This is a genomic window from Streptomyces subrutilus (assembly GCF_008704535.1).
GTDB classification, from domain to species: domain Bacteria; phylum Actinomycetota; class Actinomycetes; order Streptomycetales; family Streptomycetaceae; genus Streptomyces; species Streptomyces subrutilus.
Genome location: NZ_CP023701.1, coordinates 5,016,657 through 5,042,771, shown reverse-complemented (window position 1 = coordinate 5,042,771; position 26,115 = coordinate 5,016,657). Strand labels below are relative to the sequence as shown.

The following is a 26,115-nucleotide window of genomic DNA, read 5'->3' as shown; positions in this document are numbered from 1 at the left end:
GGCCGGGTCAGGCCAGGCCGGGTCAGGTCGGGTCAGGCCAGATCAGGTAGTGCTCTCCGGCCGCCGCCTCTTCTCCCACGGGTACGGCGTCGCCGGCGCGCCCGGATTCAGGGCCGCCTGCCGCGCAGTGGTCCCCGCCCGGGCCGCGTCCGCGTCCGGACCGGGCCCGCGCCCGGTACCCCGGGCCGCTCCGCCCTGCCCCGAGGCCGTCGTCTGCGCCGAAGGCGATGCCTGCGCCGCGTCCCAGGCGTCGGCCGCCGCCGCGAGGTGGTCCACGGACTCCCGCGACCATTCGCGCAGCGCCACCGACTCCACTTCGATCTCCGCCGACAGCACCGTCAGGTCGTCGGCCGCGAACTTCCGCGCCCGCTCCCGCGCCGCCCACCGCAGCGAGTCCGCGGCCTGCGTGATGCTCGCCGCGCGTTCCCGCAGGTCGGGCAGGCTGTCGGCGATGCGCTTGCGGTTCGGGTCCTGCTCCAGCCGCTTCAGCTCGTCGTCCAGCTCGTGCCCGTGCACGCTCAGCCGCTCGAACAGGCCGATGGACTCCCGCAGCGAGGCGTCCCGCTGCACCCCCTCGTAGAGCGCCTGCTGCGTGGACCGCATCGACGTCCGCAGCTCCAGCCGCAGCTGGGCCAGCGAACCGCTCACGCCGCCCTGTCCCAGGCTCCTGGCCCGCAGGGTGGTGTCCTCGACGGTCCGCCGGGCCTGTGTGATCGTCCGGTCCACACCGCGCTTCGCCGCTCCGACCGCCTTGACGGTGACGTACACGCCCAGGCCCAGGAAGGCGAAAAGCACCATCAGCGCGAAGATGATCAACGCTGGCTCCATGAGGTTCCTCTCCCCTGCCTAGTCCGTCCCTTCCACGGTAAACGCCACGGGCAGGCCAGGGGTTCCAATCGAACCCCCAACCTGCCCGTACGGGAATACCCCTAGACGGAGTGCGGCCCGGTCAGACGACGATGTTCACCAGCTTCGGCGCCCGGACGATCACCTTGCGGATCTCCGCGCCGCCCAGCGCCGCGACGACACCGGCGTCGGTGACCGCCAGCCGCTCCAGGTCCGCGTCCGAGATCGTCGGCGGCACCTCCAGACGGGCCTTGACCTTGCCCTTGACCTGCACCACGCACGTCACGGTCTCGTCGACCACGTACGCCGGGTCCGCGACCGGGAAGTCCTGGTGGACGACCGAGTCGGCGTGGCCCAGCCGGTGCCACAGCTCCTCCGCGATGTGCGGGGCCAGCGGGGCCACCAGCAGCACCAGCTGCTCGGCGACCGGGCGCTCCAGCGGCCGGCCGGCCTTCGTCAGGGCGTTGTTCAGCTCGGTGATCTTCGCGATGGCCGTGTTGAAGCGCAGCGCCGCCATGTCGGCGCCGGCCCCGTCGATGGCCTTGTGCAGGGCGCGCAGGGTCTCCTCGGCGGGCTCCGCGTCGACGACCGTGACCGCGCCCGTCTCCTCGTCGACGACGTTGCGCCACAGGCGCTGCAGCAGCCGGTACTGGCCGACGACCGCGCGGGTGTCCCACGGGCGCGACACGTCCAGCGGGCCCATCGCCATCTCGTACAGGCGCAGGGTGTCCGCGCCGTACTCCTCGCAGATCTCGTCCGGCGTGACGGCGTTCTTCAGGGACTTGCCCATCTTGCCCAGCTCGCGCTTGACGGGCTCGCCCTCGAAGTAGAAGCGCCCGTCGCGCTCCTCGACCTCGGTCGCCGCGACCGGGAAGCCGCGCTCGTCGCGGTAGACGAACGCCTGGATCATGCCCTGGTTGTACAGCTTGTGGAACGGCTCCACCGAGGAGACGTGGCCCAGGTCGAACAGCACCTTCGACCAGAAGCGGGCGTACAGCAGGTGCAGCACCGCGTGCTCGGCGCCGCCGACGTACAGGTCGACGCCGCCGTGCGGCTGGCCCTCGCGCGGGCCCATCCAGTACTTCTCGATCTCCGGGTCGACCAGCGCCTCGGAGTTGTGCGGGTCCAGGTAGCGCAGCTCGTACCAGCAGGAGCCGGCCCAGTTGGGCATGGTGTTGGTCTCGCGCCGGTAGCGCCGGACGCCCTCGCCGCGGCCCAGGTCCAGCTCGACCTCGACCCAGTCCGCCTTCCGCGACAGCGGGGTCTCGGGCTGCGACAGCGCGTCGTCCGGCTCGAAGGTGCGCGGCGAGTAGTCCTCGACCTCGGGCAGCTCCAGCGGCAGCATCGACTCGGGCAGCGGGTGCGCGACGCCGTCCTCGTCGTACACGATCGGGAAGGGCTCGCCCCAGTAGCGCTGGCGGCTGAACAGCCAGTCGCGCAGCCGGAAGTTGACGGTGCCCTCGCCGATGCCGCGCTCGGCCAGCCAGTCGGTGATCAGCGCCTTGGCCTCGACGACGCCCAGGCCGTCCAGGGAGATGCCCACGCCGGCCGAGTTGACCAGCTTCGCGTCGTAGGAGGCGAACGCGTCGTCCCAGTCGGCGGGGTCGGTGCCGCGGCCGTCGGAGGGCTGCACCACGCAGCGCATGGGCAGCTCGAAGGCGCGCGCGAAGGCGAAGTCACGGCTGTCGTGCGCCGGGACGGCCATGATCGCGCCGGTGCCGTAGCCCATCAGCACGTAGTCGGCGATGAAGACCGGGACCTGCTCGCCGCTGACCGGGTTGGTCGCGTACGCGCCGGTGAAGACGCCGGTCTTCTCCTTGGCGTCCGCCTGCCGCTCGACGTCGGACTTGGACGCGGCCTGCTTGCGGTACGCGTTCACGGCCTCGGCCGGGGTGGCGTGCCCGCCGGTCCACACCGGGTGGGTGCCCTCGGGCCAGGCGGCCGGGACGATCGTGGAGACCAGCTCGTGCTCGGGGGCCAGCACCATGTAGGTGGCGCCGAACAGGGTGTCCTGGCGGGTGGTGAAGACGGTGATGGCGCCGGCGCCGTCCACCGCGAAGTCCACGCGCGCGCCCTCGCTGCGGCCGATCCAGTTCCGCTGCTGGAGCTTGATGGCCTCGGGCCAGTCCAGCGCGTCCAGGTCGTCCAGCAGCCGGTCGGCGTAGGCGGTGATCCGCATGTTCCACTGGCTCAGCTTGGCCTTGAAGACCGGGAAGTTGCCGCGCTCGGAGCGGCCGTCCGCGGTGACCTCCTCGTTGGCCAGTACGGTGCCCAGCCCCGGGCACCAGTTCACGGGCGCGTCCGAGGCGTACGCGAGGCGGAAGCCGTTCAGGACGTCGGCCCGCTCGGCCGCGGTCAGCCCGGCCCACGCGCGGCCGCCGGGGACCTCGCGGGTGCCGTCCTCGAAGGCGGCGACGAGCTCGTCGATCGGGCGGGCCCGGTCGGCCTCGGCGTCGTACCAGGAGTTGTAGATCTGCAGGAAGATCCACTGGGTCCACTTGTAGTAGTCCGGGTCGATCGTCGCGAAGGACCGGCGCTTGTCGTGGCCCAGGCCCAGCCGGCGCAGCTGGACCTTCATGTTCTCGATGTTCGCCTCGGTCGACACCCGCGGGTGCGTACCGGTCTGCACGGCGTACTGCTCGGCCGGCAGGCCGAAGGCGTCGAAGCCCAGGGTGTGCAGGACGTTGTGGCCGGTCATCCGCTGGTGGCGGGCGAAGACGTCGGTGGCGATGTACCCGAGCGGGTGGCCGACGTGCAGCCCCGCGCCGGACGGGTACGGGAACATGTCCATGATGAACTTCTTGGGCCTGGCGACGACCGCGGGGTCCCCGGCCAGGTCACCGGTCGGGTTCGGGGCCTCGTACGTGCCCCGCTCGTCCCATACGTCCTGCCAGCGTGCCTCGATGTCGGCGGCCATGGCAGCCGTGTAGCGGTGCGCCTCGGCCGCCTCGGGGGCCGGGGTGTTCGTCTCGCTCATGATTTCTGAAGCTCCATCGATCGTCTCTGCCGTCCCTGCCCGCCCAAACGAAAAAACCCCTCGCACAGGAGGGGACGCCGCGCCGATGCCGACCGTCGTAGGGGGTCGGTACTGATCAGCGCGGCTCGGTAAGCAGAAGGCGTACGGCACGCATGGCGCCAGGGTACCGCAGCGGCCCCGGCGCCCGCTCGGACCGCCCGCCCGTCGGACGCCAGGGACGCACCGCGCACACGGGCCGCGCGCACGGGCCGGGCACACGCACCGCGCACACGGGCCGGAACGACGGAAGCGGGCCACCCGATCCGGGTGACCCGCTTCCTCACTGTGGAGCTAAGGAGAATTGAACTCCTGACCTCCTGCATGCCATGCAGGCGCTCTACCAACTGAGCTATAGCCCCTCGTACTGCCTGCCGCTCGGTTTCCCTTGCCGGTTCCCCTTGGCGACGTCCCAAACATTACACGGTCATGGCCCTGGTCCAAAAATCGGTTTCCGCCGATCACGGGCCATGTCCGCTTTGATGTGATTGGGTCAGGCTCGGGCGAACTGGTAGAACCGCTTGAGCGTGCAGTGCTCGTCGAGCAGCCGTCCGTAGATCGGCTCCCCTTCCAGCTCGCGGTACGTCTCGATCGCGTCGCCTTTTATGATCAGCGCCCGCGCGCATTCCTCGCACCAGTACTGGTAGTCGGGGTTGACCGGGTCCATGTCCCGCACGATCGGCGTGCCGTTGTTGCACCAGTCGCACCGCCGCCGGTGTGCACCCATCCGTCAGCGACTCCCTCCCGCGTCGGGCCGTCGTGTCCCCCTCCGGCCGTCCGATTCTGCCATGCCGGTACGGGGCGGGTCAGCAAGTGCAAAGGGTACAAATGCAGGAATCCCGCCCCCAGTTGGGGACGGGATTCCGATTGTGGAGCTAAGGAGAATTGAACTCCTGACCTCCTGCATGCCATGCAGGCGCTCTACCAACTGAGCTATAGCCCCGCTCTCCGCCGCGCTCCCCCCGTCTCCGGTGTTCCGCGCTGCGAACAAGAAGAACTCTAGCTTGCGACCAGCCGGAAAGTGAAATCCGGAGGGCCGCCCCGGCCGGAGGGCCGCGAGGAGCCGCTCAGTCGTCGTCGCCGAGGACCGGCTCGGGCAGCGTGCCGGCGTTGTGCTCCATCAGGCGCCAGCCGCGGGCGCCCTCGCCGAGCACGGACCAACAGCAGTTGGAGAGCCCGCCGAAGCCTTCCCAGTGGTACGAGTCCAGACCCAGCAGGCGGCCGATGGTCGTACGGATGGTGCCGCCGTGGCTGACCACGACGAGGGTCCCGCCGCGCGGCAGCCGGTCGGCGTGGTCCAGCACCACCGGCGCGGCCCGCTCGGCGACCTCGGTCTCCAGCTCACCGCCGCCCCGGCGCACCGGCTCGCCGCGCTTCCACGCCGCGTACTGCTCGCCGTACTTGTCGAGGATCTCCTCGTGCGTCAGGCCCTGCCACTCGCCGGCGTACGTCTCGCGCAGCGCCGCGGTGTGCTCGACGGACAGGCCCGTGACGGCGGCCAGCTCGGCAGCCGTGGCGGCGGCCCGCCGCAGGTCGGAGGCGACGATGGCGTCGGGCTTCAACGAGGCGAGCAGCCGTGCGGCGCGGCGCGCCTGCGCCACGCCCGCATCGGTCAGCTCGATGTCCGTGGAGCCCTGGAAGCGGCGCTCCAGGTTCCACGCGGTCTGGCCGTGCCGCCAGAGGACGATCTTCCTACCGGAGGTGCCCGAGGCGGTGGTGCTCAGAACAGATCACCGTCCAGCTCGTCGTCGCCCGCCGCCTCCCGCAGCTTGGCGTGCTCCTCGGCCTTGCCGATGGTGAGCTTGGCGTCCGCGGGCAGCTCGATCTCGGGGCAGTCCTTCCAGAGCCGCTCCAGCGCGTAGAAGACGCGCTCCTCGCTGTGCTGGACGTGGACGACGATGTCGACGTAGTCGAGCAGGATCCAGCGGGCGTCGCGGTCGCCCTCGCGGCGCACCGGCTTGGCGCCGAGCTCCTTGAGCAGGCGCTCCTCGATCTCGTCGACGATCGACTTGACCTGGCGGTCGTTGGGCGCCGAGGCGAGCAGGAAGGCGTCGGTGATCGACAGCACGTCGCTGACGTCGTACGCGATGATGTCGTGCGCGAGCCGGTCGGCCGCGGCCTGGGCGGCGGCGGTGATGAGCTCGATGGAGCGGTCCGTGGCGGTCACTGGCCATGCTTTCGGGTTGGCGGGCAGATCCTTACAAGGGTCTCATGTACCGCCGACACCGCCCGCGCGGAACGTGCCGCACGGGCGGAGCCCCGCCCCGGAGTCCCTCCCGGGCCCGTGCCGGGGCCGGGTCAGGACGGCTTGTAGTCCTTGCCCAGGACCACCACGACGTCGGCGTTCACCGCGTTCTCGGCCTTCTTGACGACCGTCTCGGGCAGCCCCAGCGTCTTGGCGACCTCGACCGCCCGGTCCCGCTGCGCGTCGTCCTGGTAGGTGATCTGCGAGGCCGCGGCCGTCTTGTCCGCCTTGCCGCCGTCGACGAAGGCGTACCCGCCGTTCAGCAGGGCCGCCTTCGCCGCGAGCCGGGTCTTCTCGTCCCCGCTGGCGTCCTTCAGGCCCACCCGGGGGGTGGCGCCGGGCTGCGCGGCCTCGGCGGCGCCGCCGAGGACCTCCTTGACGACCTTCTTGTTGGCCTCGTCCGTGAGCGAGCCGTCCGGCTTCACCGTGAGGGCGTCCGTGCGGTACGCGCCCACCTTGGCGTGGGCCCCGAGCCGCGACAGCAGTGCGCCGAGGGTCTGCGCGTTCAGCGCCGGGTCGAGGATCTGGCCGATGCTCTCGACCGTGACCGCGGCCGCCTTCGGGTCGCTCGGCACCTTGCGCAGGACGCCCTGGAGCACCCGGCCCATCCGCTCCTGCTGCCGGGACTCGGGTTCGCCCTGGGCCCGGTACGTGGCGTACGCGACGGCCATCGGGCCGCTCAGGCTCTGCTTCTGGCCCTGGGCGACGGCGGGGGTCTTCGCGGCGTCGTCGGCCGGGACCGCCGTGTCGGTGTCGGCCTCGATGCCGCCGACCAGCTCGACCAGGTTCTCCAGGAAGGGGGTGTCCAGCCGCCAGGTGCCGCCGATGTGGGTGCCGAGCACCGAGTCCAGGGACTCGCGGGTGCCCAGGCCGCCCTCACCGACCGACGCGCCGAGGGTCGTGGGGGTGCCGTCCGCGCCGGCGACGGCGAGGGCGTTCGGCAGCAGGACGGTGGCGCCCTGGCCGGCGGTGACGTTGTCCACGAGCAGCGCCGAGGAGGTGCCGCCCTTCTTGGTGTTGTGCAGGTGCACGACGATCATGTCCCGCTTCTGGGCGGCGGGGTCCGCGGCCGCGGCGCTCCCGCCCTTGCCCGGGCCGTCGAGGAACGGCAGCCTGCCCGCGTACCAGAGGTAGCCGAGGCCCGCGACGACGAAGAGGGCGAGGACGACGATCAGCGCCACCACCCGGTTGCGGCCCCGGCGGCGGGCCTCCTCGCGGCGTTCGGTCCGGCTCTCGGTGAACTTGAGCCAGTCGATGACGTCCTCGGAGTCCTCGTCCGGCTGGTCGATGAACGCGAACTGTTCGGTGCGGTAGTCGGGGGCGGCGGCCGCGCCGGGGGCGTCGGGCCGGCGCGGTTCGGGGACGTGCGCCGCGGCCGGCTCCGGGTCGGGGTGCGGCGCGGCCGGGGGCGGCGCCTGGGGGGCGGCCTGCTGGGGGATCCACTGCCGGGCCTGCTGCGTGTCGTACCCGTAGGCGGGCGGCCGGGGGTACTCCTGCCCGTACTCGGGGGCGGCCGGCTGCTGCGGGTGGTACTGCTGCGGGGGCTGCGGCGGGCGGTCGTACGCCTGCTGGTCGTAGTCGTGGGCGTACTGCTGCGGCTGCTGCTCGTACGGGGCCTGCTGGTACGGGGCCTGCTCGTACGGGGCCTGCTCGTACGGGGCCTGCTCGTACGGCTGCCGCTGCGGGTCGTACCGGGGCTGCTCGTAGGGGGGGCCGGGCGGAGCGGGCTGCGCGGGCGCCGGGCCGTACAGCGGCCGCCCGTACGCGTCGTAGCCGATGAGCTGCTGCTCCTGGGCGGCGTACGGGTCGTACGCGTCCTGTCGGTCGTTCACCGCGGGGCCCCTCTCTCCGGAAGCTCAGGCTCCCCGGTACAGCTCACGCTTGTCGATGTAGCGCACCACGCCGTCCGGCACCAGGTACCAGACCGGATCGCCCTTGACGACCCGCGCGCGGCAGTCCGTGGACGAGATCGCCAGGGCGGGCACCTCGACCAGGGAGACCCCGCCCTCGGGCAGTCCGTCGTCGGTGAGCACGTGGCCCGGCCGGGTGACGCCGATGAAGTGGGCGAGGGCGAAGAGCTCGTCGGCGTTGCGCCAGGTCAGGATCTGGGCGAGGGCGTCGGCGCCGGTGATGAAGAAGAGGTCGGCGTCGTCGTTGCGCGCCTTCAGGTCCCGCAGGGTGTCGATCGTGTACGTCGGGCCGCCGCGGTCGATGTCGATGCGGCTGACCGAGAACTGGGGGTTCGACGCCGTGGCGATGACCGTCATCAGGTAGCGGTCCTCGGCGGCGGACACGGCCCGCTGCGACTTCTGCCACGGCTCGCCCGTCGGTACGAACACCACCTCGTCGAGGTGGAACAGGGCGGCCACCTCGCTGGCGGCCACCAGGTGTCCGTGGTGGATCGGGTCGAACGTCCCGCCCATCACGCCGAGACGGCGCTTGACCGGGCCGGTAGGCACTTCCTGCTCTCCCATGAGCGCAGAGCCTACTGGCCCGGTGGAGCGGGCGGACCCGCATGCGCGACCCGGGGCGGCACGGGCGGGGAACGGCGCGGCGTGCTCTAGCGGTCGCGGTTCAGACGCGTCGTGATCCACAGCATCAGGCACAGGATGACGAACGCGGCGCCGCCGGTCAGGTAGGGGCTGAGGCTTTCGTGGTTGTCGACGTGCTGCTCTGCCCCCTCCGAGGCGAGGACGACCAGGTTGTGGGCGGTGGAGGAGAGGCTCATCAGGCAGGTACCTATCGAGTCGGGAGCGGGCGGAGACTTCGCTCACATCGTATGCGGGGGCCTGGGGCACGCTCACGCCGACTCAGGCGTTGGAGAGGATAGACGCAGGGCCAGGCAGGCCGATCCAGGGGAGGGCGCAATGAAGGAGACCGGGTTCGAGAAGGTGCCGGCGCGGGACCGCAGGAGGTTCCCCGGCATCTCCTCGCGGGCGTACGAGCATCCGGCGGACCGCTCCGCGCTGGTGGCGCTGCGCAGGCTGAGCGGCTTCGACACCGTGTTCAAGGCTTTGAGCGGGCTGCTTCCGGAGCGGAGCCTGCGGCTGCTGTTCCTGTCGGACTCCGTCCGGGTGGGCGAGACGCAGTTCCCCCACCTGTACGCGATGCTGCGCGACGCGTGTTACGTGCTGGACCTGGAGAAGGTCCCGCAGATGTACGTCCAGCAGGACCCCAGGCCCAACGCCATGTGCATCGGCCTCGACGAGCCGATCATCGTGGTGACGACGGGCCTGGTCGAGCTGCTCGACGAGGAGGAGATGCGGGCGGTCGTGGGCCACGAGGTGGGCCACGCCCTGTCCGGGCACGCGGTCTACCGCACGATCCTGCTGTTCCTGACGAACCTGGCGCTGAAGGTGGCCTGGATCCCGCTGGGCAACGTGGCGATCATGGCGATCGTGACGGCCCTGCGCGAATGGTTCCGCAAGTCGGAGCTGTCGGCGGACCGGGCCGGGCTGCTGGTGGGGCAGGACCTCCAGGCGTCGATGCGGGGGCTGATGAAGCTCGCCGGCGGCAACCACCTCCACGAGATGAACGTGGACGCCTTCCTGGCCCAGGCCGAGGAGTACGAGTCGAGCGGCGACCTGCGCGACTCCGTCCTGAAGATCCTGAACATGCTGCCCCGCACGCACCCCTTCGCCACGGTGCGCGCGGCCGAGCTGAAGAAGTGGGCGGAGAGCCGCGACCACCAGCGGATCATGGACGGCCACTACCCGCGGCGCGACGAGGACAAGGACACCTCCGTCACCGACTCGTTCCGGCAGTCGGCCTCGCACTACGCGGATGCGGTGCGCACCAGCAAGGACCCGCTGATGAAGCTGGTCGGCGACATCGCGGGCGGTACGGCGGACCTGGGCGGCAAGCTCCGCGACCGGTTCACCGGGGCCGGAGCGGGTGCCGGCGCGGGCGGCGCCGGGACCGGAGCCGAGGGCAAGGGCGGTCCGGCTACGGAACAGGGCTGACGGGCGGGGCCTGCTCCCCGGGCGCCTCGGGCGTGGCCAGGACCCCGCACAGCCCGGCGGCGCGCCTCGGGTGGCCGCTGGCGTACGGGTCGCTCGCGGCCGGGCCCGCCGTCGTCGGGCCGGCTCCGGCGAGCAGCGGGCGGAATCCGGCGGCCGGGTCGGCGGAGCAGTCCTGCGGTCCGGCCATGACGTAGGCCGAGGCCAGCTCGGCGCGGCGGGCGCCCAGGTCCTCCCGGTCGAAGCGCAGTCGCAGCTCGCGCCGGACGGTGAAGAGCGAGGCTCCGTCGGCGGCGGCCGGGGCTCCGGTGGCGGGGCGCACGGCGTACACGAAGGTGTGGTCGGTGGTCACCTCCAGCACGCCGGGGGCCGTCTCCTCGAAGGCGAGGGTCCCGCTGACCCGGACCCGGGAGTCGGCCACGACGGCGGTGCCCGGGTCGAAGCGGACCAGCCAGCCGGTCGCCGCGTGCCGGCCGTCGCCGGAGGGCAGGGTCATGCTCCGGTCGAACTGGGCCAGCTGGTCGGGATCGAGCAGCACCCGCACCGGGCGGGTGGCGGCACCGGTGAGGACGTCGGGGTCGAGCGAGGACTGCACCAGGTAGTCCTTGGCGATCGACAGGGCGGTCAGCACCTGGCCGTCGGTGAAGTGCGGCGTGTGGCGCACGGCCGGCAGGGTGATCCCGGCCGCTCCGACGCGGTAGTCGGCCGCGGGGCTCTGCGCGTAGAGCTCGGCGGGCGGCCCGCCGGGCACGGCCCCGGCGGGCGCGAGCGGGACGACGGTGCTGGCGAGCGGCTGGGCGGTGGCCTCGGGCGGGGCGGCGTACGGGCTGCGCAGTCCCAGGTAGACCGCGGCGGCGAAGGCGACGGCGATGAACAGCACGAGGAACCTGCCCTGACGGGCCCCGCGGCCGGGGCGCCCGCCCCGGGGGCCCGCGCCGCCGCCGGACCAGACGGACCGGGAGCGTACGGCCCGGGCGTGCTCGCCCATGCGTTCCTGCGCGGAGAACTCCTGGATCCGGGCAGCCCGTACGAAGTCCTCGTCGAACACCACCGACCGGTACTCGTCCGACCGGAACTCGTCGTCGCCCCCGCCGATGCCTTCGGGGGTGCCGTTGGGCGGATCTCCTGGAACGGCCATCGCTTCTCCCCGCTGTCCCCGCTTCAGAGAAGCCCCCAGCTCCGGCGGATGCGAGCGGGGTCGTACCTTCAGGGTTGGCGGCCGACGGGTTCCATAAACGCGCCGGCGCCGCCGACTTCCCGCAGCGGGGTGCTGGCGGGGGCGGGAGCGGGGTCCGCCTCGCCCGCGGCGCTGCGGTAGACGGCGCTGAACGCGAGCGCGATCATGCCGAGGCCCATGACGAAGGCGAGGACCCAGGCGACGGGGCGCAGCCAGGGCGAGCGGCCGCGGTAGGGGCGCAGGCTGCCGCCGTAGGCCCCGTACGGGCCGTCGGAGTAGCCGTGGCGGTCGTGGTCCCAGCCGTGGTCCTCGGGGCCGTACCCGTCCGGGTGGCCGTAGCCGTAGGCGTCGTGGTCGTCGTCGCCGGGGCGGCCGCCCGCGACGGCGCGGGCCGCCTCGGCCTCGGCGCGGGCCCGGTCGGCGGCCCGCTGGCGCTCGGCGGCGCTCGGTTCGTGAATCTCGGCGTTCCGGACGAAGGCCTCGTCGAACACCACGGAGGCGAAGTCGTGATCCGCGCCTCCGCGGTCGTCGTCGGGCTCCCCGTCGTCCGGGAACGGCTTGCCCCCCACGTCGTCCGGCACGGGACCAGCGTAGACCTGGGGGGACGGATTGGGCAGGGCGTACGCCGGAATCCGGCCGCGCCGCGTCCGGCCGCGACTACCGAACGTGACCGTCGCCGGTGACGATGTACTTGGTGGAGGTGAGCTCGGGAAGGCCCATCGGGCCCCGGGCGTGCAGCTTCTGGGTGGAGATCCCGATCTCGGCGCCGAAGCCGAACTGGCCACCGTCCGTGAACCGGGTGGAGGCGTTCACGGCGACGGTGGTCGAGTCGACCAGCTGGGTGAAGCGGCGGGCCGCGGCCTGCGAGGTGGTGACGATGGCCTCGGTGTGGCCGGAGGTCCAGCGGCGGATGTGGGCGACGGCGTCGTCCAGGCTGTCCACGACTCCGGCGGCGATGTCGTAGGACAGGTACTCGGCGGCCCAGTCCTCGTCTGTGGCGGGCAGCGCGGTGACCTTGGAGTCCGCGGCGGCGGCGAGGACGCGGGCGTCGCCGTGGACGGTCACGCCGGCCTCGGCGAGGGCGTCGAGGGCACGCGGCAGGAAGGCGCCGGCGATGTCGCGGTGGACGAGGAGCGTCTCGGCGGAGTTGCAGACGGACGGCCGCTGGGCCTTGGAGTTGACGAGGATGTCCACCGCAATGTCCAGGTCGGCCCGGGCGTCGACGTAGACGTGGCAGTTGCCGGTACCGGTCTCGATGACCGGGACGGTGGACTCCTCGACGACCGTCTTGATGAGGGAGGCACCGCCGCGCGGGATGAGGACGTCGACGAGGCCGCGGGCGCGCATCAGCTCGCGGACGGAGTCGCGGGACTCGCCGGGGACGAGCTGGACCGCGTCGGCGGGCAGTCCGGCGCTCTCGACGGCGTCGCGGAGGATGCCGACGAGGGCGGTGTTCGAGGCGTAGGCGGAGGAACTGCCGCGCAGCAGGACCGCGTTGCCGGACTTGAGGCAGAGGGCGGCGGCGTCGACGGTGACGTTGGGGCGGGCCTCGTAGATGATGCCGACGACCCCGAGCGGGACGCGGACCTGCCGGAGGTCGATGCCGTTGGGCAGGGTGCCGCCGCGGACGACCTCGCCGACCGGGTCGGGGAGGGCGGCGACGTCGCGCACGTCGGAGGCGATGGCGGCGACGCGCTCGGGGGTGAGGGTGAGGCGGTCGATGACGGTCTCGCTGGTGCCGGCCTCGCGGGCCTTGGCCGTGTCGACGGCGTTGGCCTCGATGATCTCGGGCGTACGGGCCTCCAGCGCGTCCGCGACCGCCAGCAGGGCGGCGTCCTTGGCGGACCGCGGGAGCGGGGCGAGGGCGGCGGCGGCCGTGCGGGCCCGCTGCGCGGTGGCGAGGACGGGCGAGGCGGCGGTGGCGGCGTCGGGCGAGGTCATGCGGCCAGGGTAGTCCCCGGCCGGACCCCGGCCGAGGCGGTTCCACCCCCCGAGACGGCCGGCCCCCGCAGGGCGGCGCCGGGCCTGCGGAGGGCCCTCCCTGCGGGTGGGCGCTCCCTGCGGGGCGCGCGCACCCGCGGAGGGCCCGTCCGGGTGGGCCCTCCCTGCGGGTGCCCGCCCTAGTACGGGTGCACGCCCACCGGGTGGGCCGGGGGCGGGCCGTAGCCCTCCGCCACGCGCTGGTGGTAGGTGGCGCGGTCGATGACCTCCAGCCCGACGATCTCCCACGGCGGGAGCTGCGCCGAGGAGCGGTGCTCGCCCCACAGCCGCAGGGCGACGGCCGCCGCGTCGTGGAGGTCGCGGGCCTCCTCCCAGTAGCGGATCTCCGCGTGGTCGTCGGCGTACCGGCTGGTGAGCAGGAAGGGGTGGTCGTGGGCCAGCTGTTCCAGCCCGCGCCGGACCTCGGACAACGGCGCCGGCTTGCCGGAGACGCTCAAGGTGACGTGCCAGAGGCGGGAGTCGTGCTCGGGCTCCCGTCCGTGTCCGCCGCCTTCACCGTCCCCCGTACCGACGCTGGTCAGCGCTCGTCCCACCAGCCGCCTCCTGTCTGCGCTACGCGTGTCCACCCGGCTCTCACAGTTGACCAGTCCCCGGGCGCCCGCGCTGAGCTTTTCCCGAACCTCAGCCCTGGAGCAGGACCAGATCGTCGCGGTGGACGACCTCCCGTTCGTACGCGGGTCCGAGTTCCCGCGCGAGCTCGCGAGTGGAGCGGCCGAGGAGCTGCGGGAGCTCCTTGGCGTCGTAGTTGACGAGGCCGCGCGCGACCGCCCGGCCGGAGGTGTCGCGCAGTTCCACCGGGTCCCCGGCGGCGAAGTCGCCGCCGACCGAGGCGATGCCGGCGGGCAGCAGCGAGCTGCCGCGCTCGGTGACGGCGCGCACGGCGCCGTCGTCCAGGACGAGGTGTCCCTGCGGGGTGGAGGCGTGCTGGAGCCACAGCAGCCGGTCGGCCGAGCGGCGGCCGGTGGCGTGGAAGTGGGTGCCGGTGGCCCCGCCGGACAGCGCGTCGGCGGCCTGACTGGCGGAGGTCAGGACGACGGGGATGCCCGCGGCGGCGGCGATCCGGGCGGCCTCGACCTTGGTGACCATGCCGCCGGTGCCCACGCCCGCCCTGCCGGCGCTGCCGATGGTGACGTGGGCGATGTCCGCGGGGCCGCGCACCTCCTCGACGCGGGTGGTGCCGGGCAGGGAGGGGTCGCCGTCGTAGAGGCCGTCCACGTCGGACAGGAGCACCAGCAGGTCGGCGCGGACCAGGTGGGCGACGAGGGCGGCGAGGCGGTCGTTGTCGCCGAAGCGGATCTCGTCGGTGGCGACGGTGTCGTTCTCGTTGACGACGGGCAGCGCGCCCATGGCGAGCAGCTGGTCCAGGGTCCGGTAGGCGTTGCGGTAGTGCGCGCGCCGGCTGGTGTCGTCGGTGGTGAGCAGCACTTGGCCGACGCGGACGCCGTAGCGGGCGAAGGAGGCGGTGTAGCGGGCGACGAGGAGGCCCTGCCCGACGCTGGCCGCGGCCTGCTGACGGGCCAGGTCCTTGGGACGGCGGCGCAGGCCGAGCGGGGAGAGTCCGGCGGCGATGGCCCCGCTGGAGACGAGGACGATCTCCTTCTCGCCGCCGCTGCGCGCCTTGGCCAGGACGTCCACGAGTGCGTCGACCCGGTCGGCGTCGAGTCCGCCCTCCGCGGTGGTCAAGGAGGAGGAGCCGACCTTGACCACGATCCTGCGGGCGTCCACGACACCTTGCCTAGCCGCTGACACGTCTGTCCCCTTGCCCCTTGCCGAATGCCTGCCGGCTCAATCTACGGGGTGGGCGGGAGCGGCTGCTCGCGGGTTTCAGACCCTGGACGCCCCCGGTTCGCCGGGCTCCCCGGGCCCGGGCCGCCCCGCCCGGGCGGAGCGCGGGACGAGGATCCGGCGCGAGAGCAGGAAGGTGAAGGGGATGGCGGCGACGGCGGCGACGAGCGGGGCGATGCGGGTGTCCAGGCCGGCCCAGCGCACCAGGGCGTACAGGCCGGCCGACTGGACGACGTAGTTCGTGATGTTGGTGAGCGGGAAGAGGAGGAACTTCTTCCAGGTCGGCCGGGTGCGGTAGGTGAAGTAGGTGTTCATGAAGAACGAGCCGACCATCGCCAGCAGGAAGGCGAGGGAGTAGGCGGCGAAGTACGGCATCCACGGGTGCAGGAGGAGGTAGACGCCGAAGAAGGTGGCCGTGTTGACGCCTCCGACGAGGCCGAAGCGGACGACCTGGCCGAGCTGTTCCCGCCGGCTCACCGGGCGCTGCGCTGCGAGCTTCGCTCGACGACGGCCGCCTCGGCGGCCGCGGCGGAAGCGGAGGCGGACGCGGCCGCGGGCGCGGGCGCGGGCGGCGCCGCTGCCGGGTCGCGCGGGAGGGCGTCCGCCCCGTGGGCCTCCTTCACCAGGAAGTGGGGGCGGCGCTTGGTCTCGTAGTAGATGCGGCCGATGTACTCGCCGATCAGCCCGAGCATGATCATCTGGACCCCGCCGAGGCCGACGATGATCGCCACCAGGGTGACGTAGCCGGGCGACTCGACGCCGTGGGTGACGGCCATGGCCGTGATCCACAGCGCGTACAGGGCGGTGAGCCCGACCAGGGACACGCCGAGCCAGATCCCGATGCGCAGCGGGCGGTTGTTGAAGGAGATCAGGCCGTCCATGCCGTAGTTCAGCAGCGACCCGAACTTCCACTTCGTCTCGCCGGCCTCGCGCAGCGCGTTGCGGTAGTCGAAGTGGACGGTGTCGAAGCCGATCCACGAGAAGAGGCCCTTGGAGAAGCGGTTGCACTCCGGCAGGGACAGCAGGGCGTCGACGGCCGGCCGCGAGAGCATCCGGAAGTCCCCGACGCCGTCGGCGAGTTCCACGTCGACCCAGCGGTTGACGCCCCGGTAGTAGACGCGGCTGAGCGCCGACCGGAGCTTCTTGTCGCCCTCGCGGGTGCGGCGGGCGATGATCTGGTCGTGGCCCTGCCGGTAGTGGTCGAGCATCGTGGCGATGAGCTCCGGCGGGTGCTGGAGGTCGGCGTCCATGATCACGACAGCGTCGCCGGTGGCCTCGCGCAGGCCGGCGAGCATGCCGGCCTCCTTGCCGAAGTTGCGGCTGAAGGAGACGTACCGGGTCCGCTCGCCGTGCTCGGCGGTGATCCTGCGGAGCTTCCCGAGGGTGCCGTCCCGGCTGCCGTCGTCGACGTAGCAGACCTCGTACTCGACGGGGAGGGCATCGAGCACCTTGCGGATCTCCACGTCGAAGCTGTCGATGACGGCCTCTTCGTTGTAGCAAGGGACAACTACGGACAGCTTCGTCATGAATACTTCCTGGTCCGAACGGGTGATTGTCGGCGACCGGACCCGGCGCCCGCCCCTTCCTCGGAAGTGTGCGCGGCGAGCGTCGGCCTGCCGGAGTCGGGCGCGGCACGCGGTAGCTTTGACGGGATAAGCGGAACGGAACAAAGGGATCGAGGTGCACGTGCCTGACGTCTCCGTGGTCGTCATCGTCTACAACGACGCAGAGCGTCTGCCGACAGCCGTCCAGTCGGTTTTGGACCAAACCCTTCACGGGGTCGAAGTCGTGATCGTCGACGACTGCAGCAAGGACCGGTCGTACTCGGTCGCGAAGGAACTGGAAGCGGCGCATCCGGGCAGAGTGCGCGCCTTCCGGCTGCCCGAGAACAGCGGCGGCTGCGGCGCGCCGCGCAATCACGGCATCCGGCAGGCGACCGGCACCTACGTCATGTTCCTGGACAGCGACGACGTGCTGGAGCGCAACGCCTGCCGGAACATGCTGGCCGCCGCCGAGCGGACCGGCTCCGACCTGGTCTCGGGCATGTGCGTGCGCGTGCACCTCGACAGCCGGTGGGGCAAGACCACCGAGTGGTACCCGTGGATCTACGCGCACACGCGCACCCTGGAATCGATCACCGAATTCCCGGACCTGCTGGTCTACGACACCCTCTCCACGAACAAGTGCTACCGGCGCGCGTTCCTGCTGGAGCGGGGCCTGGAGTTCCCGGTCGGCATCCACTACGAGGACCTGCTGTTCTCCGCGCAGGCCTACGTGGCCGCCCGCCGCATCACGCTCATCCCGAACCACGTCTACTTCTGGAACGTGGTCGAGAAGGCGGCGGCCAAGTCGATCAGCAACCGGCGCCACGAGATCGCGAACTTCGTCCACCGGATGGAGATCCACCGCCGCGTCGACGAGCTGCTGGCCGCCCACGGCCACACCGACATCAAGACCGCGAAGGACGCCAAGTTCCTCAAGCACGACCTCGTGCTGCACCTGCGCGACCTGCCCCTGCTGGGCGACGCGTACCGCCAGGAGTTCGCCCGGCTGGCCAACGGCTACCTCGCCGGCATCGACCCGGCCGCGTACGACAACGTCACGCACCTCCAGGCGATCTGCGCCTACCTCCTGGGCAAGGAGGACTGGGACAACCTGCTCCCGGCCGCCGACGCCATGACCAACAAGGGCCGGCTCTCCTCCCCCCTGGCCGAGCGCGACGGCCGCGTCTACTGGTGCGCCCCGCACCTCGACGACGCCGAGGCCCGCCGGATACTGGACGTGACCGACCAGGGCTTCCACACCGCCCCGCTCTCCTCCCTCCAGCTGGGCAACCGCCTCACCTCCTACGCGGACGACGGGCGCGGCACCGTCACCCTCTCCGGAGCCGTCGTCAACCCGCTGGGCCGCATCCGGCCCGACGTGGACCTCTCGGCCTCGCTGGAGTTCCGGGCCCGCCGGCAGATCGGCGTGCGCTCCTTCAGCTTCCCGGTGGACACCGTGCGGCACGCCGGTGACACGATCGAGTGGAGCGGCAGCGCCGACGTCGGCGGCACCGTCCGGCCGCTGGGCATCATCGACGCCGTCTGGGACGTGCGGCTGCACCTGAACGCCGGGCGCGACCGCGTCACCACCCGGGTGTCGGTCGGCGGCGTCGACCTGGAGTCGGCGGCCCGCCTGCGGGTGCGGCCCCGGCTCACCCGGCTGGTCTCCGACCGCTTCGAGCCGGAGGTCACCAAGAAGGGCAACCTGTCCTACGTCCTGACCGCCGAGGGCCCCGCCGCGGTCCGCACCCAGGCTCTGATCAACAACGCCATACACGGCAAGGCCGCGAGCGTGGTCAAACGGGGCCTGCGCAAGGCCCTGCGGACCCGCCGCAACATGGGCTCGGGCGAGCAGAAGGTGAAGCTCTACCACGAGGTCTTCTCGAAGCTGCCGGTCAAGAAGGGCACGGTCGTCTTCGAGAGCCACATGGGCAAGCAGTACAGCGACAGCCCCAAGGCGATCTACGAGGAGCTGGTGCGCCAGGGCGCCCCCTTCGAGGCCATCTGGTCGTACGCGGGCAAGCCCGCCGGCTTCCCCAAGGAGGCCACCCTGGTCCGGCGCTGGAGCTGGGCGTACCTGCGGGCGCTGGCCCAGGCCGAGTACTGGGTCGACAACCAGGGCTTCCCGCTGGCCCTCGCCAAGCGCCCCGGGACCACGTACATCCAGACCTGGCACGGCTCCGCGCTCAAGCGGATGGGCTTCCACGAACCGCGCACCAAGGCGCAGGGCCGCGACGGCCAGAACCGCTTCCAGGCCGCCGTCGACCGCTTCGACCACTTCCTGATCCGCTCCGAGCACGACACGCGCACCCTCGCCAAGGGCTTCCGGCTGCGCGACGAGGTGCTGCTGCGCACCGGCTACCCGCGCAACGACGCGCTGGTCGAGGCACAGCGGGCCGAGGCGCAGAGCGGTGAGCGGGTCCGCGGCCCGCTCGCGGCCGAGCTCGGCCTCGATCCGGACAAGAAGGTGCTGCTGTACGCGCCGACCTTCCGGGCGAACGCGGAGGGCGCGGTCGAGGGCTTCGAGTTCCCCTTCGACGTGGAGGAGTTCGCGGACCGGCTCGGGGACCGCTTCACGCTGCTGGTGCGGACCCACTACCTCAACAGCGTGAGCCTGCCGCCGTCGGTCGCCGGCCGTGTCCTCGACGTCTCCCGGCACCACGACGTCACCCCGCTGCTGGCCCTCGCCGACGGTCTGATCACCGACTACTCGTCGGTGATGTTCGACTACGCCGTCCTGGACCGGCCGATGCTGTTCTTCGCGTACGACTACGAGAAGTACGCCACCGACATCCGCGGGACGTACTTCGACCTGAAGGAGAAGGCTCCCGGCCCGGTGGTGGCCACGGCGGAGGAGCTGCTGCAGGCCGTTTCCGCCTTCGAGGAGGCCGACGCCAAGTACGCGGAGGCGCGCCAGCGGTTCCTCGCCGAGTTCGGCGAGTACGACCGCGGGGACGCCGCACGCCAGATCGTCGAGAAGTTCTTCACCAGGAGCGGCAAGTGAGCCAGCAGACCGCCACCGCGGGCGGCCGTGACATCTTCCTCGTCTCCAACAGCGTCGACGAGCTCGGCGGGGTGACCACCTGGTCGCACCAGATGGCCCGGCTCCTCGTCGAGCGCGGCCACCGGGTACACATCGTCGGCATCGCCCCGGTCGCCGACGAGATCCGCCAGAAGCTCCCGCAGGACCTGCCCTACCGCACCACCACGCTGTACGAGACCCACCCGCCGGCGGCCCGCCGGCTGCACGGTCTCAAGGGCCGGCTGAACGCGCCCGAGCGGCGCCGCCAGGCGGCCCGGCGCGCGCAGATGCGGGCCAAGGCGGAACGGCTGAGCGAGCTGTTCCGCGCGGCCGCCCCGGGCGCGGTCGTCATCGTCACGCAGGTCTGGGCGATGGAGTGGGTGGCCCTCGCCGACACCAAGGGGCTCGGCGTCATCGGCATGAGCCACGAGTCGTTCGAGGCCAGCAAGAAGTCCAGCCGCGGCGAGCGGGTCCGCCGGCACTACCGCGAGGTGGACCGGCTGCTGGTGCTGACCGCCGAGGACGCGGACCTGTGGATCCGGTCGGGCATGGAGAACGTCGGGAGCATGCCGAACCCGCTGCCCTTCATGCCGGAGCAGCCCGCTCCGCGCACCGGGAAGGTCGTGGCGAGCGTCGGCCGGCTCGCCTTCGAGAAGGGCGTCGACCTGCTGCTCGACGCCTGGGCGGACGCCGCCCCGCGCCACCCCGACTGGGTGCTGCGGATCTACGGGGCGGGCGTGGAGGAGCCGACGCTGCGGGCACACTGCACCTCGCTGGGCCTGGACGACTCCGTGCAGTGGATGGGCAGCACCGACGACGTGCTGGGCGCGCTGCGCGGGGCCTCGGTCTTCGCGCAGGCCTCGCGGGCCGAGGGCTTCCCGATCACCCTGCTGGAGGCGATGGCCGCGGGCGTGCCGGTGGCGGCCTTCGACTGCGCGCCCGGCGTGCGCGAGATCGTCGAGCACGGCACGGACGGGCTGCTGGCCCGGCTGGGCAACACGATGGAGCTGGCCGGGCACCTGGACGCGCTGATGTCGGACCGCGGGCTGCGCGACCGGCTCGGCGACACGGCGTTCCGCTCGGTACGGCGCTACTCCAGCGCGGAGATCACCGACCGCTGGGAGGAGCTGTTCTCCTTCCTGGAGCGCTGAGCGGCCGCGCCGCCGCCCGCCCCGTACGAAAGCCGCCCGCCCCGGAGACGTCTCCGGGGCGGGCGGCTTCGTACCGCGCGGCGCTCAGGCCTTGCGGTGGGCCTGCCAGCCGGCCCAGGCGGAGACGACCATCTCGCGGACGTCGTGGCGGGCCTTCCAGCCCAGCTCGGCGGCGATGCGCTCGGCGGAGGCCACGACCTTCGCCGGGTCGCCGGGGCGGCGCGGGACGACGACCGGCGGGACGTCGTGCCCGGTGCCCGCGTTCAGCAGCTCGGTCATCTCCCGGACCGAAACCCCCTCGCCGCGGCCGATGTTGACGGTGAGGTCCTTGTACTCCCCCGCGGCGGCCCACTCGGCGAGCTTGCGCGCCGCCGCCACGTGGGCCTCCGCGAGGTCCTCGACGTGGATGTAGTCACGGACGCAGGTGCCGTCGGGGGTCGGGTAGTCGTCGCCGAAGATCTTGGCGCCCTCGCCGGCGTCGAACCGCTCGAAGACCATCGGGACCAGGTTGAAGACACCGGTGTCGGCGAGCTCGGGGGTCGCGGCGCCCGCCACGTTGAAGTAGCGCAGGCAGGCGGTGGCGATGCCGTGGGTCCGGCCCGCGGCCCGGATCAGCCACTCGCCGGCCAGCTTGGTCTCCCCGTACGGGCTCAGCGGGGCGCAGGGCGTGTCCTCGGTGACCAGGTCCACGTCCGGCATGCCGTAGACGGAGGCGGAGGAGGAGAACAGGACGTTGCGGACGCCCGCGGCGGCCACGGCCTCCAGCAGCACCGTGAGACCGCCCACGTTCTCGTGGTAGTAGTACATCGGCTTCTCGACGGACTCTCCGACCTGCTTCTTGCCCGCGAGGTGCACCACGCCCGTGATCCGGTGCTCGGCGATGGTCCGGTCGAGGACGAGCCGGTCGAGGACCGAGCCGACCACCAGCGGGACGCCCTCGGGCACACGGGCCGCGTCGCCCGTGGAGAGGTCGTCCAGGACGACGACCTCCTCCCCCGCGAGCCGCATCGCGCGGACCACGTGCGAGCCGATGTACCCGGCGCCACCGGTGATCAGAAAGGTCATGTGCGTCTCCTGTTTTCGTGTGGTTCAGACCGACTCGCGGGCCGCCCTGGCCCGGTGGAGTCGGTTGCGTACGAGGTACATCGCGCCCGCCGCGCCGGGCGCCAGGCGCAGGGCCAGCGAGCCGGAGCCCGTGCGGAACGGCTGCGTCAGCAGGACACCGTACCGGCCGCTGGGCAGGGCCCGGCGGCGCAGCAGTCCGGCCCGGGGGCGCAGGGAGGTGATCAGGGAGCTCCCGTCGGCGCACCGCACGCCCACGGCGACGTTCCACGTCTGGAGCCTGCGCAGGCCCTGGGCGCGGCCGGTGGCCGCCAGGTCGCCGGGGCGGAAGGGCAGCACGGCGCTCCAGCCGCCGTCCGGGTCCGGGGCGAGCGGGACCGGCTTGGCGAGCACCGGCGCGCCGCCGGCCCGGGGCAGGAAGTGCAGCTGCGCGCTCTGCGGGGCGGCGGCGGCGAGCCGCCCGTAGAGGTCGTGCAGGCGGATGCGCACCGCCGTCCGGCCCGCGGGCTCCGCGTCCATGGTGACGGGCAGGTCCCCGGTCGGCAGGGCGAGCAGCCCGTCGAGCTCGACGGGGAGCTCCGCGCTCCAGACCGGGCCGCCGTCGGGCCCGGAGGCGTACGGGGGCAGCAGGCGGGGCGGGTCGGCGGCGAGGCGGGTGAGCCGCTCGACGTCGGCGGGCGGGGTCTCGGCGGCGCGCAGCACCCGGACGATCCAGCGGGCGTGCGGCGCGGCGGACGCGACGTCGGCCTCGTCGAAGGTGTCGAGGTAGGCGCGGGTCAGCGTCCACCAGGCGCGCTGGTACTCGGGGTCCTTGCCGAGCTCGCGCAGGTACATCGGCAGGTCGTACTCCAGGAACTTCACCTGGCAGGCCCGGCCGAGCTCCGGCGAGGCGTCGGCGAGGATGCCCGAGGCCGTGCGGTGGGCCTCGATCCGGGAGCGCCAGTTGCCGACGTCCTTGCGGTCCAGGGAGATCGACACCCGGGCGGCGTCCCGTCGCACGTGCCAGACGTAGACGAGCTCGCCGGTGACGGCGATCCGGGGGGCGGCGGCCAGGACGCCGGCGGTGAAGACGAAGTCCTCGTAGGTGAACCGGCCGTCGGGGAAGCGCAGTTGGTGCTTCTCCAGGAAGTCGCGCTCGTACAGCTTGTTGACGCAGAGGGTGTCGCGGACGAGTTCGGGCCGGTCGGCGGGGCGCTCGACCACCTCGCCCGGGGTGTGCAGGCCGGGCATCCACGGCACGTCGTGGTGCTGGGGCAGCTCGCGGCGCACGGCCGCGCCGACGGTGACCGGCGCCCCGTGCAGCACGGCGGTGCGCACCAGGGCCTCGGCCGCTCCCGGCGGCAGGACGTCGTCGCTGTCCAGGAAGAGCACGTACGGGGAGGTGGCGACGGCGATGCCGTCGTTGCGCGGCGTGCCGCACCCCCCGCTGTTGTCGGCCCGGTGCACGACCTTCAGGCGCGGGTGGGCGGCGGCCAGCTCGTCCAGGACCCGGCCCGTGGAGTCGGACGAGGCGTCGTCGACGGCGATGACCTCGGCGACGACCGGGCCCTGGGCGAGGGCCGAGGAGACGGCCTCGCCCACGAGCCCGGCGTCGTTGTACGCGATGACCACCACGGAGACCGTGGGGAGGTTGCTGCTGTTCACCCGGTGGATCCTAGGCGAACGAAGTAAAAGCGCCCTCAATTGCCTGCCGGCCTCCGTCCTGAGCGGCTAGGAGAACGGCCGGAACTCGTCGTACTCCTGCTGCGCGGGGTCGACGCGCGAGGCGTCCTTGTCCTTGCGGCGCTGGGTGGCCGGGCGGGGCGCCTCCAGACGGTGGTCCTCGCCGCGGCGGCCCAGCATCTCGGCGCCGGCCATCATGGTCGGCTCCCAGTCGAAGACGACCGCGTTCTCGTCGGAACCGATGGCCACGCCGTCGCCGGCGCGCGCGCCGGCCTTCCTGAGCGCCTCCTCGACGCCGAGGCGGTTGAGGCGGTCGGCGAGGTAGCCGACGGCCTCGTCGTTGTTGAAGTCGGTCTGGCGGACCCAGCGCTCCGGCTTCTCGCCGCGCACGTTGTAGACGTCCTCGACCTCGTCGTAGGCGACGGTGAAGCCGGCGTCGTCCACGGCCTTCGGACGGATGACGATGCGGGTCGCCTCCTCCTTCGGCTTGCGGGCGCGCGCCTTGGCGACGACCTCGGCGAGGAAGTACGAGAGCTCCTTGAGGCCCGTACGGGCGACCGCGGAGACCTCGAAGACCTTGTAGCCGCGGGCCTCCAGGTCCGGGCGGACCATGTCCGCGAGCTCCTGGCCGTCGGGGATGTCGACCTTGTTCAGGACGACGAGGCGGGGGCGCTTCTCCAGACCGCCGCCGTAGATCTTGAGCTCTTCCTCGATGACGTCGAGGTCGGCCACCGGGTCGCGGTCGGACTCCAGGGTCGCGGTGTCCAGCACGTGCACCAGCACCGAGCAGCGCTCCACGTGGCGCAGGAACTCCAGGCCGAGGCCCTTGCCCTGGCTGGCGCCGGGGATCAGGCCCGGGACGTCGGCGATGGTGTAGACGGTCGAGCCGGCGGTGACGACGCCCAGGTTCGGGACGAGGGTGGTGAAGGGGTAGTCCGCGATCTTCGGCTTGGCCGCGGAGAGCACCGAGATCAGCGAGGACTTGCCGGCGCTCGGGAACCCGACCAGCGCCACGTCGGCGACGGTCTTGAGCTCCAGGACGATGTCGCCGGTGGTGCCGGGGACGCCGAGGAGCGCGAAGCCGGGCGCCTTGCGGCGGGCGGAGGACAGGGCCGCGTTGCCGAGGCCGCCACGGCCGCCGTCGGCCGCCACGTAGGTGGTGCCCTGGCCGACGAGGTCGGCGAGGACGTTGCCCTCCTTGTCGAGGACGACGGTGCCGTCCGGCACGGGCAGGACCAGGTCCTGGCCGTCCTTGCCGGAGCGGTTGCCGCCCTCGCCGGGCTTGCCGTTGGTGGCCTTGCGGTGGGGGCTGTGGTGGTAGTCGAGCAGCGTGGTGACCGCCTGCTCCACCACCAGGATCACGTCGCCGCCACGGCCGCCGTTGCCGCCGTCGGGGCCGCCGAGCGGCTTGAACTTCTCCCGGTGAACGGAGGCGCAGCCGTGGCCCCCGTTACCCGCGGCGACGTGCAGCTCGACGCGGTCCACGAAGGTGGTCATGGTTGTTCCTCCAGATACAGCGGGAATATCCCGGAAAGTCCGGGGGGTAGGCCTTGCTACCCATTAAACGTGTCTGTGTGACAACGCGCCGAGGGCGGACCTCTCTTCCCGGCCTGAGCCGGGAAGAGCTGAGATCCGCCCTCGGGAAAGTTCGGTACGCCGTGATCAGCAGAGCTGGATCAGGCGGCCGGAACGATGTTGACGACCTTGCGGCCACGGTGCGTGCCGAACTCGACCGAACCGGCCTGCAGCGCGAACAGCGTGTCGTCGCCGCCACGGCCCACACCCGCACCGGGGTGGAAGTGGGTGCCGCGCTGGCGGACGAGGATCTCACCAGCGGAAACGACCTGACCGCCGAAGCGCTTCACGCCGAGCCGCTGGGCATTGGAGTCGCGCCCGTTCCGGGTGGACGATGCGCCCTTCTTGTGTGCCATGTCTCAGTCCCTCTTACTTCGCAGCCGTGGGGATACCGGTGACCTTGATCGCCGTGTACTGCTGACGGTGACCCTGGCGACGGCGGTAGCCGGTCTTGTTCTTGTAGCGCAGGATGTCGATCTTGGCGCCCTTGTGGTGGTCCACGATCTCGGCCTGGACCTTGATCCCGGCCAGCACCCACGGGTCGCTGGTCACGGCGTCGCCGTCGACAACGAGCAGGGTCGAGAGCTCGACCGTGTCGCCGACCTTGGCAGTGGAAATCTTGTCAACCTCAACGATGTCACCAACAGCAACCTTGTGCTGGCGACCACCGCTGCGCACGATGGCGTACACGCGGATCTCTCTCTCGCTCGATTCGGGAACCCCTGAAGCCAGCCGGCCCCGCGGACAGACGCCGCAGGCCGGCCTCCCCCGAGCCGCGAGGCGGTACGGGAGGTGAGGTGCTCAGTGGACGGCGGGCACATAGACACGCCAGCGCCCTAGGTTACGGGGCCGGGTCTGGGGGGTCAAACCGGGGCCCGGACGGGCACGATCCGCACGATCACGACCGCGGTCCGCGAGGCCGGTGCCACGGTCCGGGGCCCCGTCGACGGACGCTCCGCCGCCCCGGAAGGGCCCCTCGCCCGCGGCTGCGCGCCCCGGCGCCGGCCCCGCCGCGGAGGGCCTCCCGACCCCCTGCACGGACGCCTGCGGCCGCGGCCTGCCTCATCCGGACG

23 protein-coding genes and 2 tRNA genes are annotated in these 26,115 nt (G+C 72.3%); 3 read left to right on the top strand and 22 right to left on the bottom strand.

The window, feature by feature from the left end:
- Positions 1 to 42: 42 nt before the first annotated feature.
- From CP968_RS22230 to CP968_RS34170, 10 genes are all read right to left on the bottom strand, one after another.
- Positions 43 to 828, bottom strand: a complete 786-nt coding sequence (locus tag CP968_RS22230; protein ID WP_150519674.1) for a hypothetical protein — start codon at positions 826 to 828, stop codon at positions 43 to 45.
- Positions 829 to 949: 121 nt separating this feature from the next.
- Positions 950 to 3,823, bottom strand: coding sequence for a leucine--tRNA ligase (gene leuS / locus CP968_RS22225; RefSeq protein WP_150519673.1), 2,874 nt, complete (start codon positions 3,821 to 3,823; stop codon positions 950 to 952).
- Between the two features lie 325 nt (positions 3,824 to 4,148).
- Positions 4,149 to 4,221: transfer RNA gene (locus tag CP968_RS22220), tRNA-Ala, on the bottom strand.
- A 131-nt stretch (positions 4,222 to 4,352) separates the two neighbouring features.
- Positions 4,353 to 4,586: a hypothetical protein gene (locus CP968_RS22215; RefSeq protein ID WP_150519672.1), complete on the bottom strand. Its 234-nt coding sequence runs from the start codon at positions 4,584 to 4,586 to the stop codon at positions 4,353 to 4,355.
- Between the two features lie 143 nt (positions 4,587 to 4,729).
- A tRNA-Ala gene (locus CP968_RS22210) sits at positions 4,730 to 4,802 on the bottom strand.
- Between the two features lie 124 nt (positions 4,803 to 4,926).
- The gene (locus CP968_RS22205; RefSeq protein ID WP_150519671.1) at positions 4,927 to 5,583 is read right to left on the bottom strand and encodes a histidine phosphatase family protein; all 657 of its coding nucleotides are present in this window, start codon (positions 5,581 to 5,583) and stop codon (positions 4,927 to 4,929) included.
- Entirely contained in the window at positions 5,580 to 6,026 is a 447-nt protein-coding gene (gene rsfS / locus CP968_RS22200) for a ribosome silencing factor (RefSeq protein WP_150519670.1), read from the bottom strand. Before rsfS ends, CP968_RS22205 begins: the two co-directional genes overlap by 4 nt.
- Positions 6,027 to 6,157: 131 nt before the next feature.
- Entirely contained in the window at positions 6,158 to 7,936 is a 1,779-nt protein-coding gene (locus CP968_RS22195; RefSeq protein WP_150519669.1) for an LCP family protein, read from the bottom strand.
- A gap of 24 nt (positions 7,937 to 7,960) precedes the next feature.
- A complete protein-coding gene (gene nadD, locus CP968_RS22190) occupies positions 7,961 to 8,578 on the bottom strand; it encodes a nicotinate-nucleotide adenylyltransferase (protein ID WP_150519668.1) in 618 nt (205 codons plus the stop codon).
- Positions 8,579 to 8,664: 86 nt separating this feature from the next.
- A complete protein-coding gene (locus CP968_RS34170) occupies positions 8,665 to 8,832 on the bottom strand; it encodes a hypothetical protein (protein WP_167536833.1) in 168 nt (55 codons plus the stop codon).
- Positions 8,833 to 8,971: 139 nt separating this feature from the next.
- On the opposite strand from CP968_RS34170, the gene CP968_RS22185 reads away from it, so the two are divergent.
- Positions 8,972 to 10,066 (top strand): M48 family metallopeptidase, encoded by a 1,095-nt coding sequence (locus tag CP968_RS22185; RefSeq protein ID WP_150519667.1) that lies wholly within the window; start codon positions 8,972 to 8,974, stop codon positions 10,064 to 10,066.
- Here the strand turns inward: CP968_RS22185 and CP968_RS22180 are convergent.
- The 7 genes from CP968_RS22180 to CP968_RS22150 all read right to left on the bottom strand — a co-directional run bounded on the left by CP968_RS22180 (position 10,050) and on the right by CP968_RS22150 (position 16,552).
- Entirely contained in the window at positions 10,050 to 11,201 is a 1,152-nt protein-coding gene (locus CP968_RS22180; protein ID WP_150519666.1) for an SCO2583 family membrane protein, read from the bottom strand. The genes CP968_RS22185 and CP968_RS22180 overlap by 17 nt on opposite strands.
- Before the next feature lie 68 nt (positions 11,202 to 11,269).
- The gene (locus tag CP968_RS22175) at positions 11,270 to 11,821 is read right to left on the bottom strand and encodes an SCO2584 family spore wall biosynthesis protein (RefSeq protein ID WP_150519665.1); all 552 of its coding nucleotides are present in this window, start codon (positions 11,819 to 11,821) and stop codon (positions 11,270 to 11,272) included.
- Positions 11,822 to 11,897: 76 nt separating this feature from the next.
- The gene (locus tag CP968_RS22170) at positions 11,898 to 13,181 is read right to left on the bottom strand and encodes a glutamate-5-semialdehyde dehydrogenase (RefSeq protein WP_150519664.1); all 1,284 of its coding nucleotides are present in this window, start codon (positions 13,179 to 13,181) and stop codon (positions 11,898 to 11,900) included.
- A 179-nt stretch (positions 13,182 to 13,360) separates the two neighbouring features.
- On the bottom strand, positions 13,361 to 13,828 hold the full coding sequence (locus CP968_RS22165) for a hypothetical protein (protein WP_167536940.1): 468 nt from the start codon (positions 13,826 to 13,828) through the stop codon (positions 13,361 to 13,363).
- A gap of 34 nt (positions 13,829 to 13,862) precedes the next feature.
- Positions 13,863 to 14,990, bottom strand: coding sequence for a glutamate 5-kinase (gene proB / locus CP968_RS22160; RefSeq protein WP_150519662.1), 1,128 nt, complete (start codon positions 14,988 to 14,990; stop codon positions 13,863 to 13,865).
- Between the two features lie 75 nt (positions 14,991 to 15,065).
- Positions 15,066 to 15,503 (bottom strand): GtrA family protein, encoded by a 438-nt coding sequence (locus CP968_RS22155; RefSeq protein WP_150519661.1) that lies wholly within the window; start codon positions 15,501 to 15,503, stop codon positions 15,066 to 15,068.
- Positions 15,500 to 16,552, bottom strand: a complete 1,053-nt coding sequence (locus CP968_RS22150) for a glycosyltransferase family 2 protein (protein ID WP_150519660.1) — start codon at positions 16,550 to 16,552, stop codon at positions 15,500 to 15,502. The genes CP968_RS22155 and CP968_RS22150 overlap by 4 nt, the downstream gene beginning before the upstream one ends.
- A gap of 154 nt (positions 16,553 to 16,706) precedes the next feature.
- Here CP968_RS22150 and CP968_RS22145 point away from each other — a divergent pair, with 154 nt between their 5' ends.
- Positions 16,707 to 19,574 carry a bifunctional glycosyltransferase/CDP-glycerol:glycerophosphate glycerophosphotransferase gene (locus CP968_RS22145; protein WP_150519659.1) on the top strand — a complete coding sequence of 956 codons (2,868 nt, stop codon included), beginning with the start codon at positions 16,707 to 16,709 and terminating at the stop codon, positions 19,572 to 19,574.
- Positions 19,571 to 20,743, top strand: a complete 1,173-nt coding sequence (locus CP968_RS22140) for a glycosyltransferase (RefSeq protein ID WP_150519658.1) — start codon at positions 19,571 to 19,573, stop codon at positions 20,741 to 20,743. The genes CP968_RS22145 and CP968_RS22140 overlap by 4 nt, the downstream gene beginning before the upstream one ends.
- A gap of 84 nt (positions 20,744 to 20,827) precedes the next feature.
- Here CP968_RS22140 and galE read toward each other — a convergent pair whose 3' ends face one another.
- From galE to rplU, 5 genes are all read right to left on the bottom strand, one after another.
- Positions 20,828 to 21,808, bottom strand: coding sequence for a UDP-glucose 4-epimerase GalE (galE, locus tag CP968_RS22135; protein WP_150519657.1), 981 nt, complete (start codon positions 21,806 to 21,808; stop codon positions 20,828 to 20,830).
- Between the two features lie 24 nt (positions 21,809 to 21,832).
- A complete protein-coding gene (locus tag CP968_RS22130; protein ID WP_150519656.1) occupies positions 21,833 to 23,449 on the bottom strand; it encodes a glycosyltransferase family 2 protein in 1,617 nt (538 codons plus the stop codon).
- 66 nt (positions 23,450 to 23,515) lie between these two features.
- The gene (gene obgE, locus CP968_RS22125) at positions 23,516 to 24,964 is read right to left on the bottom strand and encodes a GTPase ObgE (RefSeq protein WP_150519655.1); all 1,449 of its coding nucleotides are present in this window, start codon (positions 24,962 to 24,964) and stop codon (positions 23,516 to 23,518) included.
- Positions 24,965 to 25,143: 179 nt separating this feature from the next.
- Positions 25,144 to 25,398 (bottom strand): 50S ribosomal protein L27, encoded by a 255-nt coding sequence (rpmA, locus tag CP968_RS22120; protein ID WP_054227552.1) that lies wholly within the window; start codon positions 25,396 to 25,398, stop codon positions 25,144 to 25,146.
- Positions 25,399 to 25,411: 13 nt separating this feature from the next.
- Complete coding sequence (gene rplU, locus CP968_RS22115) at positions 25,412 to 25,732, bottom strand: 50S ribosomal protein L21 (RefSeq protein WP_030159347.1); 321 nt, start codon at positions 25,730 to 25,732, stop codon at positions 25,412 to 25,414.
- Positions 25,733 to 26,115: the final 383 nt, after the last annotated feature.